General features: G+C 58.2%; 14 protein-coding genes. All 14 read right to left on the bottom strand.

All coding sequences use genetic code 11. The features are described 5' to 3' along the window. Positions 1–38 precede the first annotated feature (38 nt). Positions 39–1,406, bottom strand: coding sequence for a bifunctional UDP-N-acetylglucosamine diphosphorylase/glucosamine-1-phosphate N-acetyltransferase GlmU (gene glmU, locus OC610_RS10520; RefSeq protein WP_264427728.1), 1,368 nt, complete (start codon positions 1,404–1,406; stop codon positions 39–41). Between the two features lie 114 nt (positions 1,407–1,520). Beyond that, positions 1,521–1,946, bottom strand: a complete 426-nt coding sequence (locus tag OC610_RS10515) for a F0F1 ATP synthase subunit epsilon (RefSeq protein WP_030139035.1) — start codon at positions 1,944–1,946, stop codon at positions 1,521–1,523. Between the two features lie 45 nt (positions 1,947–1,991). Beyond that, positions 1,992–3,368 carry a F0F1 ATP synthase subunit beta gene (gene atpD, locus OC610_RS10510; RefSeq protein WP_264427727.1) on the bottom strand — a complete coding sequence of 459 codons (1,377 nt, stop codon included), beginning with the start codon at positions 3,366–3,368 and terminating at the stop codon, positions 1,992–1,994. 27 nt (positions 3,369–3,395) lie between these two features. Next, the gene (gene atpG / locus OC610_RS10505; protein ID WP_030139034.1) at positions 3,396–4,256 is read right to left on the bottom strand and encodes a F0F1 ATP synthase subunit gamma; all 861 of its coding nucleotides are present in this window, start codon (positions 4,254–4,256) and stop codon (positions 3,396–3,398) included. 50 nt (positions 4,257–4,306) lie between these two features. Beyond that, positions 4,307–5,851 (bottom strand): F0F1 ATP synthase subunit alpha, encoded by a 1,545-nt coding sequence (atpA, locus tag OC610_RS10500; RefSeq protein WP_024777788.1) that lies wholly within the window; start codon positions 5,849–5,851, stop codon positions 4,307–4,309. A gap of 21 nt (positions 5,852–5,872) precedes the next feature. Beyond that, the gene (locus OC610_RS10495) at positions 5,873–6,409 is read right to left on the bottom strand and encodes a F0F1 ATP synthase subunit delta (protein ID WP_003187192.1); all 537 of its coding nucleotides are present in this window, start codon (positions 6,407–6,409) and stop codon (positions 5,873–5,875) included. A gap of 12 nt (positions 6,410–6,421) precedes the next feature. Next, positions 6,422–6,892 carry a F0F1 ATP synthase subunit B gene (locus OC610_RS10490; RefSeq protein ID WP_030139033.1) on the bottom strand — a complete coding sequence of 157 codons (471 nt, stop codon included), beginning with the start codon at positions 6,890–6,892 and terminating at the stop codon, positions 6,422–6,424. A gap of 58 nt (positions 6,893–6,950) precedes the next feature. Beyond that, the gene (gene atpE / locus OC610_RS10485; RefSeq protein WP_003097235.1) at positions 6,951–7,208 is read right to left on the bottom strand and encodes a F0F1 ATP synthase subunit C; all 258 of its coding nucleotides are present in this window, start codon (positions 7,206–7,208) and stop codon (positions 6,951–6,953) included. A 133-nt stretch (positions 7,209–7,341) separates the two neighbouring features. Continuing rightward, positions 7,342–8,211, bottom strand: a complete 870-nt coding sequence (gene atpB, locus OC610_RS10480; RefSeq protein WP_030139032.1) for a F0F1 ATP synthase subunit A — start codon at positions 8,209–8,211, stop codon at positions 7,342–7,344. 16 nt (positions 8,212–8,227) lie between these two features. After that, a complete protein-coding gene (locus tag OC610_RS10475; RefSeq protein ID WP_264427726.1) occupies positions 8,228–8,635 on the bottom strand; it encodes a F0F1 ATP synthase subunit I in 408 nt (135 codons plus the stop codon). A gap of 148 nt (positions 8,636–8,783) precedes the next feature. Continuing rightward, on the bottom strand, positions 8,784–9,656 hold the full coding sequence (locus OC610_RS10470; RefSeq protein WP_264427725.1) for a ParB/RepB/Spo0J family partition protein: 873 nt from the start codon (positions 9,654–9,656) through the stop codon (positions 8,784–8,786). 9 nt (positions 9,657–9,665) lie between these two features. Beyond that, positions 9,666–10,463 carry a ParA family protein gene (locus tag OC610_RS10465; protein WP_030139029.1) on the bottom strand — a complete coding sequence of 266 codons (798 nt, stop codon included), beginning with the start codon at positions 10,461–10,463 and terminating at the stop codon, positions 9,666–9,668. Between the two features lie 18 nt (positions 10,464–10,481). Beyond that, positions 10,482–11,117, bottom strand: a complete 636-nt coding sequence (rsmG, locus tag OC610_RS10460; protein ID WP_264427729.1) for a 16S rRNA (guanine(527)-N(7))-methyltransferase RsmG — start codon at positions 11,115–11,117, stop codon at positions 10,482–10,484. Between the two features lie 5 nt (positions 11,118–11,122). After that, the gene (mnmG, locus tag OC610_RS10455) at positions 11,123–13,021 is read right to left on the bottom strand and encodes a tRNA uridine-5-carboxymethylaminomethyl(34) synthesis enzyme MnmG (RefSeq protein ID WP_264427724.1); all 1,899 of its coding nucleotides are present in this window, start codon (positions 13,019–13,021) and stop codon (positions 11,123–11,125) included. Positions 13,022–13,568 lie beyond the last annotated feature (547 nt).

Genomic DNA, 13,568 nt, shown 5'->3' with positions numbered 1-13,568 from the left:
TCGCGAGCAAGCTCGCTCCCACAGGGGTTGTGGATAACTTAGCTTTTCTTGATTTTCTCCGGTCGCTTCCAGCCATCAATGTTGCGCTGGCGCGCACGCGCCACCGCCAATTGCCCGTTATCCACATTCTGGGTCAGGGTCGAACCGGCCGCCGTGGTTGCGCCGCTGGAGATATCCACAGGCGCCACCAGGGAGTTGTTGGAACCAATGAATACATCTTCACCCAAAACGGTTTTCCACTTGTTGGCACCGTCGTAGTTGCAAGTGATGGTACCGGCGCCAATGTTGGTGCGAGCGCCAACTTCAGCGTCACCCAAGTAGGTCAGGTGCCCGGCCTTGGCGCCTTCGCCCAGGTGCGCGTTCTTGAGTTCGACGAAGTTACCCACATGGGCACGGGCTTCCAGCACAGTGCCGGGACGCAGGCGGGCAAACGGACCAGCATCGCTGCCCTCTCCCATGACCGCGCCGTCAAGGTGGCTGTTGGCCTTGACCACCACGCCTTTGCGCAGGGTGCTGTCCTTGATGACGCAGTTCGGGCCGATGACCACGTCGTCCTCGATGATGACCTTGCCTTCGAGGATGACGTTAATGTCGATGACCACATCGCGACCCACGCTGACTTCACCACGTACGTCGAAACGGGACGGATCGCGCAGGGTCACGCCTTGGGCCATCAGGCGACGGGCAGCACGCAATTGATAGTGGCGCTCCAGCTCGGCCAGTTGCCGGCGGTCGTTGGCGCCCTGAACTTCCATGGCATCGAGCGGCTGCTCGGTGGCAACGACCAGCCCATCGGCAACGGCCATCGCGATCACATCGGTCAGGTAGTACTCGCCCTGGGCATTGTTGTTCGACAGGCGACTCATCCAGTCACCCAGCCGCTCAGCCGGCACGGCGAGAATCCCGGTGTTGCCTTCGGTGATGGCGCGCTGGGCTTCGTTGGCGTCCTTCTGCTCGACGATCGCCGTGACCTGGCCTTCTGCGTTGCGCACGATGCGGCCGTAGCCAGTCGGATCAACCAGTTCGACAGTCAGCAGACCTAGCTGTTGTGGCGCGACATGCTTGAGCAAGCGCTGCAATGTGTCGACCTCGATCAGCGGCACATCGCCGTAGAGAATCAGCACCGTGTCAGCCGTGATGAACGGCACGGCCTGGGCCACCGCATGGCCAGTGCCTAGTTGCTTGTCTTGCAGCACAAAATTCAGGTCATCCGCAGCCAGGCGCTCACGCACCGCATCGGCACCATGGCCGATCACCACGTGGATGCGCTGTGGATCAAGTTGCCGCGCGCTGTGGATAACATGACCGAGCATGGAATTGCCGGCGACCGGATGCAACACCTTGGGCAGCGCCGAACGCATGCGGGTGCCCTGACCGGCCGCGAGAATAACGATTTCGAGAGACATGACTGGCTACCAATCCTGGGTGGTCAGCGGCTGCGACCAGATGATGAGTATCGGAAAAAGAAAAAGGGTAGCCGAGGCTACCCTTTTTAATCAATCGCACAGAAAGCAGACGGCTTAGCCGCCGAACTTCTTGCGGATCTGCTGGACGGTACGCAGCTGGGCTGCGGCCTCGGCCAGACGTGCGGCAGCAGAACCGTAGTCGAAGTCCGCGCCTTTTTCATGCAGAGCCTTCTCGGCGGCCTTGACGGCCTCCTGAGCAGAGGCTTCGTCCAGGTCGGCAGCACGCTGCACGGTGTCGGCAAGAACCTTGACCATGTTCGGCTGAACCTCGAGGAAACCACCGGAGATGTAGAACACCTCCCTGTCCCCGCCCTGCTTGGTCAGAGTAATCGGACCTGGCTTCAAGCTGGTGATCAGCGGTGCGTGACCCAGGGCGATACCAAGATCACCCAGCTCACCGTGCGCAACCACAAACTCGACCAGACCGGAGAAGATTTCCCCTTCCGCACTGACGATATCGCAATGGACTGTCATAGCCATCTGATTGCCTCAACCTAAATTAGCGCCCGTTGCCGGGCGCCGGGATTACAGTTTCTTGGCTTTCTCGATCGCTTCTTCGATGCCGCCGACCATGTAGAACGCTTGTTCTGGCAGGTGGTCGTAGTCACCGTTGAGGATGCCTTCGAAGCCAGCAATGGTGTCTTTCAGGGAAACGTATTTACCCGAGGCACCGGTGAAGACTTCAGCCACGAAGAACGGTTGCGACAAGAAGCGCTGGATCTTACGAGCACGGTTTACCAACTGCTTGTCGGCTTCCGACAGCTCGTCCATACCCAGGATCGCGATGATGTCCTTCAGCTCTTTGTAGCGCTGCAGCACGTACTGGACGCCGCGAGCGGTGTCGTAGTGCTCCTGGCCGATCACGTTCGGGTCCAGCTGGCGCGAGGTCGAATCCAGTGGATCTACCGCTGGGTAGATACCCAGGGAAGCGATGTCACGGGACAGAACGACGGTGGCGTCCAAGTGGGCGAAGGTGGTCGCTGGCGATGGGTCGGTCAAGTCGTCCGCTGGTACGTATACCGCTTGGATCGAGGTGATCGAACCTTGCTTGGTCGAAGTGATGCGCTCTTGCAGCACGCCCATCTCTTCAGCCAGGGTCGGCTGGTAACCTACTGCCGAAGGCATACGACCCAGCAGTGCGGATACTTCGGTACCGGCCAGGGTGTAACGGTAGATGTTGTCGACGAACAGCAGAACGTCGTTACCTTCGTCACGGAACTTCTCGGCCATGGTCAGGCCGGTCAGGGCTACGCGCAGACGGTTTCCCGGCGGCTCGTTCATCTGGCCGTAGACCAGTGCCACTTTGTCCAGAACGTTGGAATCCTTCATCTCGTGGTAGAAGTCGTTACCCTCACGAGTACGCTCACCCACACCGGCGAACACGGAATAACCGCTGTGCTCGATGGCGATGTTACGGATCAGTTCCATCATGTTTACGGTCTTGCCGACACCGGCACCACCGAACAGACCGACTTTACCGCCCTTGGCGAACGGGCAAACCAGGTCGATAACCTTGATGCCGGTTTCCAGCAGCTCGTTGCCACCGGCCTGTTCAGCGAAGGTTGGCGCAGGACGGTGAATGCCCCAGCGCTCTTCGGTGTCGATCGGGCCAGCTTCGTCGATCGGGTTGCCCAGTACGTCCATGATCCGGCCCAGGGTCGCTTTACCGACCGGTACGGAGATGGCTGCGCCAGTGTTGTTGACGTCCAGACCGCGCTTCAAGCCTTCGGTGGAGCCCATCGCAATGGTACGAACCACGCCGTCGCCCAGCTGCTGCTGAACTTCCAGGGTGGTTTCGGCGCCTTGAACCTTCAAGGCGTCGTAGATGCTCGGTACGCTGTCGCGTGGGAATTCCACGTCGATAACGGCGCCGATGATTTGAACGATACGTCCGCTACTCATAGCTGGATCCTCTGAATATTTGAACCGTTAAACCGCGGCAGCGCCGCCGACGATTTCCGAGATCTCTTGGGTGATCGCAGCCTGACGCGCCTTGTTGTAGATCAGCTGCAAATCGCTGATCAAATCACCGGCGTTGTCGGTAGCGTTCTTCATCGCGATCATCCGCGCCGCTTGTTCAGCTGCGTTGTTCTCGACCACCGCCTGGTAGACCTGCGACTCCACGTAGCGGACCATCAAGCCGTCGAGCAGCTCCTTGGCATCCGGTTCGTAGAGATAGTCCCAGTGGTGCTTGAGTTCCTGTTCCGGGGTCGCCACCAGTGGAATCAACTGCTCCACGGTCGGCTGTTGCGTCATGGTGTTGATGAACTTGTTGGATACCACGGACAGGCGGTCGATCCGGCCTTCCAGGTAAGCATCCAGCATCACCTTGACGCTGCCGATCAAATCATTGATCGACGGCTCTTCACCCAGGTGGCTGATAGCGGCGACGACGTTACCGCCGAAGTTGCGGAAGAAAGCCGCACCCTTGCTACCGACCACGCACAGATCGATCTCGACGCCTTGTTCGCGGTTTACCGCCATGTCCTTGACCAGGGCCTTGAACAGGTTGGTGTTCAAGCCACCGCACAGACCACGGTCACTGCTCACCACAACGTAACCGACGCGCTTGACGGCGCGGTCGATCATGAACGGGTGGCGGTATTCCGGGTTGGCGTTGGCCAGATGACCAATCACCTGGCGGATGCGCTCCGCATAAGGACGGCTAGCAGCCATGCGCATTTGTGCCTTGCGCATTTTGCTGACCGCCACTTTTTCCATGGCGCTGGTAATCTTTTGCGTGCTTTTGATGCTCGCAATCTTACTGCGAATCTCTTTTGCGCCTGCCATGTAACACCTATCAGGTTAGCAAGCGGGAGCCTTGCGGCTCCCGCTGCGGCTTACCAGGTTTGGGTGGCCTTGAACTTCTCGATACCGGCTTTCAAGCCAGCGTCGATTTCGTCATTGAAGTCACCTTTAACGTTGATCTTCGCCATCAAATCGGCGTGATCGCGGTTGAAGAAAGCAATCAGCGCTTGTTCGAAGCTGCCGATCTTGGCGATTTCAATGTCAGTCAGGAACCCACGCTCAGCGGCATACAGCGACAGCGCCATGTCAGCGATCGACATCGGTGCGTATTGCTTCTGCTTCATCAGCTCGGTAACGCGCTGACCATGCTCAAGTTGCTTACGGGTCGCTTCGTCCAGGTCAGAAGCGAACTGGGCGAATGCCGCCAGTTCACGGTACTGGGCCAGGGCGGTACGAATACCACCGGACAGCTTCTTGATGATCTTGGTCTGAGCGGCACCACCCACACGGGATACCGAAACACCGGCGTTAACTGCAGGGCGGATGCCCGAGTTGAACATGGCCGATTCCAGGAAGATCTGACCGTCGGTGATGGAGATCACGTTGGTCGGAACGAACGCGGAAACGTCGCCAGCCTGGGTTTCGATGATCGGCAGAGCAGTCAGGGAACCGGTCTTGCCAGTCACGGCGCCGTTGGTGAACTTCTCTACGTACTCTTCCGAAACGCGGGATGCGCGCTCCAGCAGACGGGAGTGGAGATAGAACACGTCGCCTGGGTAGGCTTCACGGCCTGGTGGACGGCGCAGCAGCAGGGAAATCTGGCGGTAGGCCACTGCTTGCTTGGACAGATCGTCATAAACGATCAGCGCGTCTTCACCGCGGTCGCGGAAGTATTCGCCCATGGTGCAACCGGAGTACGGTGCCAGGAACTGCAGGGCAGCCGATTCGGAGGCGCTGGCGGCAACGATGATGGTGTTGGCCAGTGCACCGTTTTCTTCCAGCTTGCGAACCACGTTGGCGATGGTCGATTGCTTCTGACCGATTGCCACGTAGACGCAGAAGATGCCGCTGTTTTTCTGGTTGATGATCGCGTCGATCGCCAGGGCGGTCTTGCCGATCTGACGGTCACCGATGATCAGCTCACGCTGGCCACGGCCGACAGGGATCATGGCATCGACAGCCTTGTAGCCAGTCTGTACAGGCTGGTCTACCGACTTACGCCAGATCACGCCTGGAGCAACTTTCTCGACCGCGTCGGTCTCGGTGTTGTTCAGCGGACCTTTGCCGTCAACTGGGTTACCCAGTGCGTCGACTACGCGACCCAGCAGTTCCTTACCGACTGGAACCTCGAGGATGCGGCCGGTGCACTTGGCGCTCATGCCTTCAGCCAGAGTCGTGTATGCGCCCAGTACCACGGCACCTACAGAGTCTTGCTCCAGGTTGAGGGCCATACCGTAGACGCCGCCCGGAAACTCGATCATCTCGCCGTACATGACGTCGGCCAGACCGTGAATCCGCACGATGCCGTCAGATACGCTGACGACAGTGCCTTCGTTACGGGCTTGGGAGGTCACATCGAGCTTTTCGATGCGGCCCTTGATAATTTCACTTATTTCGGAAGGATTGAGTTGCTGCATTGCTCTGCTGCCCCTTCAAACTCAAGATTTCAATGCTTCGGCAAGTTTCGCGATTTTGCCGCGAATCGAGCCATCGATAACCAGGTCGCCGGCGCGGATTACAACGCCCCCTATGAGGGACTTGTCTTCCTCGACTTGCAGGCGCACTTCCCGGTTGAGTCGTGCACTGAGAACCTTGGCGAGTTTGTCTTGCTGTTCTTGGTTCAATGCAAAAGCACTGGTCACTTCCACGTCTACCGACTTCTCTTGCTCGGCCTTGTACAGGTCGAACAGAGCGGCAATCTCCGGCAGAAGCGGGAGACGGTCGTTTTCGGCAACGACGTGAATGAAATTCTGTGCCTTGGCATCGAACTTGTCGCCGCACACGTCAATGAACGTGGCGGCCTTTTCTGCGCTCGTCAGTCGCGGGGCCTTGAGCACGCGCTGCATGGTGTCGTCTTGCGACACCGCTGCTGCCAGGCCGAGCATGGCTGACCAATTGGCCAGTTGCTGGTGGGCCTGAGCGTGCTCGAAGGCCGCCTTAGCGTAAGGTCGGGCCAACGTGGTCAGTTCTGCCATGATCGCCCTCGCTTAGATTTCAGCAGCCAGTTGGTTTACCAGCTCTGCGTGCGCGTTTTGATCGATTGTGGCACCCAGGATCTTCGAAGCACCGCCAACGGCCAGGCTACCCACTTGGGCACGCAGCGCGTCTTTGACACTGTTGAGTTCCTGTTCGATCTCGGCTTGAGCCTGAGCCTTCACACGGTCAGCTTCGACGCGAGCCTGTTCACGGGCTTCGTCGACAATCTGGGTACCGCGTTTCTTGGCTTGCTCGATGATTTCAGCTGCCTGAGCTTTCGCTTCGCGCAGTTGCTGACCCACTTTCTCATGGGCCAACTCCAGGTCGCGAGCTGCACGGCTGGCAGCGTCCAGACCATCAGCGATCTTCTTTTGACGTTCGTGCAATGCCGCAATGACCGGAGGCCATACGAACTTCATGCAGAACAGTACAAAAATCAGGAACGCAACGGACTGGCCAATCAGGGTCGCATTAATGTTCACGCCAACACCTCGCAGTTACGTTGTCCATCACACCAATCTACTCGAGACATCCGAGTAATTAGCCAGCGATTTGACCAACGAACGGGTTCGCAAAGGTGAAGAACAGAGCGATACCAACACCGATCATGGTTACGGCGTCGAGCAGACCGGCAACGATGAACATCTTGACTTGCAGCATTGGGACCATTTCTGGCTGACGCGCTGCGCCTTCCAGGAACTTGCCGCCCAGCAGGCCGAAACCAATTGCGGTACCCAGTGCGCCCAGGCCGATCAACAGTGCAACAGCGATAGCGGTTAGACCAACTACAGTTTCCATCTTTCCTCCCGACTTTTACGTCGTATGGTTTAGGTTTTTTAGATTTTAAAGCGGTAAAACAAATCGTTTCTCAGCCCGTACCGGGCTCCTTCCCGTGTGACCGGGAAGGACATCAGACTAGTCGAGACTGGCCTTAATGGTTTTCTTCGTGCGCCATCGACAGGTAGACGATGGTCAGCATCATGAAGATGAACGCCTGCAAGGTGATGATCAGGATGTGGAACACAGCCCACGCCCATTGCAGCACCACGCCCAGGCCGCTGAGCCAGAGCAGGCCGCTGCCGAACATCACAGCGATCAGGATGAACACCAGCTCGCCGGCATACATGTTGCCGAACAGACGCAGTGCCAGAGAGATTGGCTTGGCGATCAGGGTCACGAATTCCAACAGGAAGTTCACCGGGATCAGCAGGGCCTGAACCAGGATGTTCTTGCTGCCGAACGGGTGCAGGGTCAGTTCGCCGATGAAGCCGCCGATGCCCTTGACCTTGATGCTATAGAAAATGATCAGTGCGAAAACCGAGAACGCCATGCCCAGGGTCGCGTTCGGGTCGGTAGTCGACACGGCACGGAACGGGATGTGGTGGTCGCCGGAGATCAGGATGGCCAACTGAGGAATCCAGTCGACCGGTACCAGGTCGACGGCGTTCATCAGGAACACCCAGACGAAGATGGTCAGTGCCAACGGTGCGATCACCGGGCTGCGGCCGTGGAAGCTGTCTTTCACGCTGCCATCGACGAATTCGACCAGGACTTCAACGAAGTTCTGCAGTGCACCCGGTTGACCGGAGGTCGCTTTCTTCGCCGCCATGCGGAAAAGGAAAACGAAGATCAGGCCCAGTGCGACCGACCAGCCGAGGGTATCGACGTGGAAAGCCCAGAAGCCCATTTCCTTGGCTTCTGCTGCGGAGTGGGCAAAACCCCAGCTGCCGTTAGGTAGCTGCCCGAAGGTCAGGTTCTGCAAGTGGTGCTGGATATAGCCCGAAGCGGTTGTTTCTGCCATGGTTGCCTCAAACGCCCTAAGGTCTCGAAAGTCTTGTTCTCATTAGCAGGGGAGCGAACCAGTTGACCATCTGGGTCAACAGGAAGACGCCGAATACAGCCAGCGGCGCCAGTGGCTTCACACCTGCGAACGTCAATGCAAACAGCACTGCCGTCAAAATCAGTTTCCCCGCCTCGCCAGCATAAAAAGACCGGACGATGGCTTGGGCTGCTCGGGCGCCGGAAAACCGAAAGGCCCTGTGAGCAAAGTAAATATTGGGAAGCAAGGCTATCAGGCCTCCGCAAAGACCCGAGTATCCGGCGACGACTCCTTTCCATTGCCAGAGCGCCAACGTGGCGATCAGTACAACGACAAACTGGGCCATCAAAACCGGGAAAACTGCCAGACGATGGAACGGCAAGCGGTTTGGCGTGCGTGTTTCCATCGCTTTTGCTCTCCAATAGTCGGCTGCCTGAATTCACTAACTTGGCATAATTTGTGCCGACAAAATGCGCGCAGAGTATAGGGGCGGTTCTGCCCCTATTCAACCTTCAGGTAGTGATTTCCGACTGCGCGCTACAAGGGCAATTGTTTCAGCGAATGTGTGCAAGGACACCTTGCAGCTCGTCGAGAGAGTTATAGCCGATCACCAACTGACCCTTGCCCTTCTTTCCGTGGCGGATCTGCACCGCAGAGCCTAGGCGCTCGGCCAGGCGCTGTTCCAGGCGAGCGATATCCGGGTCAGGTTTTGGCGCCTCGACAGGGGTCGGTTTACCACTCAACCACTGACGGACCAGTGCCTCGGTTTGGCGCACGGTCAGACCGCGTGCGACAACATGTCGCGCCCCTTCAACTTGTTGATTTTCCGGCAAACCGAGCAATGCCCGGGCATGACCCATCTCCAGGTCGCCGTGGGACAACATGGTCTTGATGACTTCAGGCAAGGCAATCAACCGCAACAGGTTGGCCACCGTCACCCGGGACTTGCCCACCGCTTCGGCCACTTGTTGCTGGGTCAGTTGGAATTCCTGCTGCAAGCGCTGCAGGGCCACGGCCTCTTCGACCGGGTTGAGGTCCTCGCGCTGGATGTTTTCGATCAGCGCCATGGCAATGGCCGCTTCATCCGGCACGTCGCGGACCATCGCCGGGATGGTTTCCTGGCCGGCCTGCTGGCTGGCACGCCAGCGGCGTTCGCCCGCGATGATCTCGAAACGCCCGTCGGCGATGGGCCTGACCACGATCGGCTGCATCACGCCCTGGCTTTTAATCGACTGTGCCAGTTCTTCCAACGCTTGCGGGTCCATGTCCCGACGTGGCTGGTACTTGCCCCGCTGAATCAGGTCCAGGGGCAAATGTTGCAGTTCGCGCTGATCGACCTGCACGGCCTGCTCTTCCAGCGAACTGACGGTCGGACCGCTGAGCAGCGCATCCAGTCCACGTCCGAGACCTCGTTTCTTGACGGCCATGGGTTTTCCTTAAGTTGGCTGGGCAGCAGCGATGCGTGGTTGGCGGCGCTGACGGCGAACCATCTCGCCCGCCAGGGCCAGGTAGGCCAGCGCACCACGGGATTGTTTATCGTAGGCCAACGCCGGCATGCCGTAGCTCGGCGCTTCCGCCAGACGGATGTTCCGCGGAATGACCGTGTCGTAGAGCTGCTCGCCGAAATGTTCCTTGAGCTGAGCCGACACGTCGTTCATCAGGCTGAGGCGCGGATCGTACATCGTCCGCAACAAGCCTTCGACTTTCAGCTCCGGGTTCAGCAACTCAGCGATGCGCTTGATGTTATCCACAAGGTCACTCAGCCCTTCGAGGGCAAAGTACTCGCATTGCATGGGGATAATCACCCCATCGGCGGCCACCAAGGCGTTGAGTGTCAGCATCGACAGCGACGGCGGGCAGTCGATCAGGATGTAGTCGTAGTTCTCGCGAACCGGCGCCAGCGCGCTGCGCAGGCGGCTTTCCTTCATCTGCATTTCCAACAGCACCACTTCGGCCGCCGTCAGGTCGCGGTTGGCCGGCAGCAGTTGATAACCGCCATGCTCGGAGAAATGCATGGCCTGGCCCAGATCGCACTCGCCGATCAGGACGTCGTATATGGAGTTTTCCAAGCCATGTTTATCCACACCGCTACCCATGGTGGCGTTGCCCTGTGGATCGAGATCGATCAACAGCACCCGACGCTTGGTCGCGACCAGGGATGCTGCGAGGTTGATACAGGTGGTGGTCTTGCCCACACCACCCTTCTGGTTCGCTATCGCGAATACCTTAGCCATTCTTGCTTGTGTTCCCAATCATGCCGTGCGGCGCAGTATCAGCAGATGGCGTTGGCCTTGGCAACCGGGTACGGCCAAGGCGTGTTCGCTATCGAGGTGGAAGTCTGCCGGCAATGCTACCAGCTCATCGGCCGGATGAACGCCCTTCATTGCCAGCCACCGCGTATTGGTATCGCCCAGGTGGCGAGTCCAATTGCTGAAGTTCTCCATGCTGCTGAACGCCCGGGAGATGATCCCGTTGAATGGCTCAGCCGGCTGGAACGCTTCGACGCGGCTGTGGATAACTTGCAGGTTATCCAGTTTGAGTTCGAGTTTGACCTGGGTCAGGAAGCGGGTCTTCTTGCCGTTGCTGTCCAGGCAGGTCACTTTCGAGTCGGGAAACAGGATCGCCAACGGGATACCGGGCATGCCGCCGCCACTGCCGACGTCCAGCCAACGTCCGTTCTCGATGAAGGACATCACGCTGAGGCTATCGAGCAAATGCCGCGAAACCATTTCATCCGGATCGCGCACCGCGGTCAGGTTGTAGGCCTTGTTCCATTTGATCAACAGCGCCAGGTAGCCCAGCAATTGCGCGTGCTGGGCTTCGGTCAAGCTGACCCCGAGCTGACGGGCACCTGTGGATAACTCTTCAGCGTGTTGCGAGGTGACCATCGAACTCAAGCGCTTTGCTCCAACTGGCGGCCCGCGCCGCGTTTTTTCAAATGAATCATCAACAGCGAAATCGCTGCCGGGGTTACGCCGGGGATGCGCGAGGCCTGGCCCAGGGTTTCTGGACGCGTAGCCCCAAGCTTGCCCTGGATTTCTTTCGACAACCCGGAAATGCTGGTGTAATCGATATCCACAGGCAGCCTGGTGTCTTCGCTGGCACGCAGGCGAGCGATTTCATCCTGCTGGCGGTCGATGTAACCGGCGTATTTGGTCTTGATTTCGACCTGTTCGGCGACCTGTGGATCTTCCGCACCCTGGCCAGTCACCTCCACCAACCCGGCGTAATCGATTTCCGGACGGCTCAACAGGTTGAGCAGGTTGTATTCGTGGGTCAACGGCGTGCCGAATTTCGCTGCAATGGCATCGCCCTGGTCGGTCCCCGGACGAACCCAGGTGCTCTTCAGGCGCTGTTCTTCCAGTTCGATACTTTCGCGTTTCTTGCAGAACGCGGCCCAGCGCACGTCATCCACCAGACCCAACTCGCGACCTTTCTCGGTCAGGCGCAGGTCGGCGTTGTCTTCACGCAGGATCAGGCGATATTCGGCACGGGACGTGAACATCCGATACGGTTCCTGGGTACCCAGGGTAATCAGGTCGTCCACCAACACACCGATGTACGCCTCATCGCGACGCGGGCACCAGCTGTCTTTGCCCTGGGCACGCAGTGCCGCGTTGGCACCGGCCAACAGACCTTGGGCGCCGGCTTCTTCGTAACCGGTGGTGCCGTTGATCTGCCCGGCAAAGAACAGGCCGCCGATCGCTTTGGTTTCCAGGCTGTACTTCAGATCGCGCGGATCGAAGTAGTCGTACTCGATCGCATAACCCGGACGCACGATATGCGCGTTCTCCATGCCACGGATCGATTGCACGATCTGCAATTGCACGTCGAACGGCAGGCTTGTGGATATCCCGTTCGGATACAGCTCATGGGTGGTCAGACCTTCCGGTTCGATGAACACCTGATGGCTTTCCTTGTCGGCAAAGCGATGGATCTTGTCTTCGATCGACGGGCAATAGCGCGGGCCGACACCTTCAATTTCACCGGCAGCGGAATACATCGGCGAACGGTCGAGGTTCGCCGCGATGATTTCGTGGGTGCGGGCGTTGGTATGGGTGATCCAGCAACTGACTTGCCGCGGATGCTGTTCCTTGTTGCCCATGAACGACATCACCGGGATCGGAGTATCGCCAGGTTGCTCGGTCATCACCGAGAAGTCCACGGACTTGCCGTCGATGCGGGGTGGCGTACCGGTTTTCAGGCGCCCTACACGCAATGGCAACTCACGCAGACGGTGAGCCAGAGCAATCGACGGCGGATCACCGGCGCGTCCGCCGGAAAAATTCTGCAAACCGATGTGGATAAGTCCGCCGAGGAACGTTCCGGTCGTTAACACCACGGAATCGGCGAGGAAACGCAGACCCATTTGCGTGACCACGCCGCGCACCTGGTCCTGTTCGACGATCAGATCATCGGCCGCTTGTTGAAATATCCACAGGTTCGGCTGGTTTTCCAGGACTTCGCGGACCGCGGCCTTGTACAACACTCGGTCGGCCTGTGCACGGGTAGCGCGCACCGCCGGGCCTTTGCGGCTGTTCAATACGCGAAATTGGATGCCGCCTTTATCAGTGGCCATGGCCATCGCGCCGCCAAGGGCATCGATTTCCTTGACCAAGTGACTTTTGCCGATCCCACCAATGGCGGGGTTGCAGCTCATGGCGCCGAGGGTCTCCACGTTATGCGTCAACAACAGGGTTTTTGCGCCCATGCGTGCTGATGCGAGTGCTGCCTCGGTACCGGCATGACCGCCGCCGATGACGATCACTTCAAAACGGGAAGGGAAATCCACCACGCACCTCGTGCCTGCTTTATTCAGGTAATTCGGAAATAGATTTTGAGTAGGTCCTGGGCGTTTTTCGAGCCAGGTCGGCAAGTATAGGGACTTCGCCCTTCCTAAAGAACCCTTTGCACAAAATTTAACCAGCTGTGGAGAACTCGCGGTTAAAAAAATAAAAAAGAAAGAAATTTATAAAATCTTTGTTTTTATGTTTATTCTTACTGCCCTTCATTTCTGTGGATAAACCTCTGAAGGCCTTAATTTTCAATATGTACAGAGATTCAAAACCCTGTGGTCATGTGCCCAGGAGGGGCTTGGATAACCGGTGTAAGCCTGTGGATGAATGAGGTTGTTATCCACAGGCGTGGTTATCTTCAGTTTTGGAGGGGGGTTATCAACTGAGCTGAAGCGCGGTTATTCACAGGGCTTAATCCACAAAGAACAGCCGCCGCAGGTCGACGTAACGTCCACAGTCAAGCCGCCATCAAGGGCAATCGATTCAAAAAAGAGAGGAGGGACCGGGTTTGCGTTGCGCTCGATAGGCCTGTGGCGAGGGAGC

It is taken from the genome of Pseudomonas agronomica, assembly GCF_025917275.1.
GTDB lineage: Bacteria > Pseudomonadota > Gammaproteobacteria > Pseudomonadales > Pseudomonadaceae > Aquipseudomonas > Aquipseudomonas agronomica.
The sequence above is the reverse complement of the archived record's forward strand: the minus strand, read 5'-3'. Positions and strand labels throughout refer to the sequence as shown.

Coding starts and splice junctions, on each gene's coding strand:
- glmU (WP_264427728.1), bottom strand. CDS start 1,406: ATGTCTCTCGAAATCGTTATTCTCGCGGCCGGTCAGGGCACCCGCATG.
- OC610_RS10515 (WP_030139035.1), bottom strand. CDS start 1,946: ATGGCTATGACAGTCCATTGCGATATCGTCAGTGCGGAAGGGGAAATC.
- atpD (WP_264427727.1), bottom strand. CDS start 3,368: ATGAGTAGCGGACGTATCGTTCAAATCATCGGCGCCGTTATCGACGTG.
- atpG (WP_030139034.1), bottom strand. CDS start 4,256: ATGGCAGGCGCAAAAGAGATTCGCAGTAAGATTGCGAGCATCAAAAGC.
- atpA (WP_024777788.1), bottom strand. CDS start 5,851: ATGCAGCAACTCAATCCTTCCGAAATAAGTGAAATTATCAAGGGCCGC.
- OC610_RS10495 (WP_003187192.1), bottom strand. CDS start 6,409: ATGGCAGAACTGACCACGTTGGCCCGACCTTACGCTAAGGCGGCCTTC.
- atpE (WP_003097235.1), bottom strand. CDS start 7,208: ATGGAAACTGTAGTTGGTCTAACCGCTATCGCTGTTGCACTGTTGATC.
- atpB (WP_030139032.1), bottom strand. CDS start 8,211: ATGGCAGAAACAACCGCTTCGGGCTATATCCAGCACCACTTGCAGAAC.
- OC610_RS10475 (WP_264427726.1), bottom strand. CDS start 8,635: ATGGAAACACGCACGCCAAACCGCTTGCCGTTCCATCGTCTGGCAGTT.
- OC610_RS10470 (WP_264427725.1), bottom strand. CDS start 9,656: ATGGCCGTCAAGAAACGAGGTCTCGGACGTGGACTGGATGCGCTGCTC.
- OC610_RS10465 (WP_030139029.1), bottom strand. CDS start 10,463: ATGGCTAAGGTATTCGCGATAGCGAACCAGAAGGGTGGTGTGGGCAAG.
- rsmG (WP_264427729.1), bottom strand. CDS start 11,117: ATGGTCACCTCGCAACACGCTGAAGAGTTATCCACAGGTGCCCGTCAG.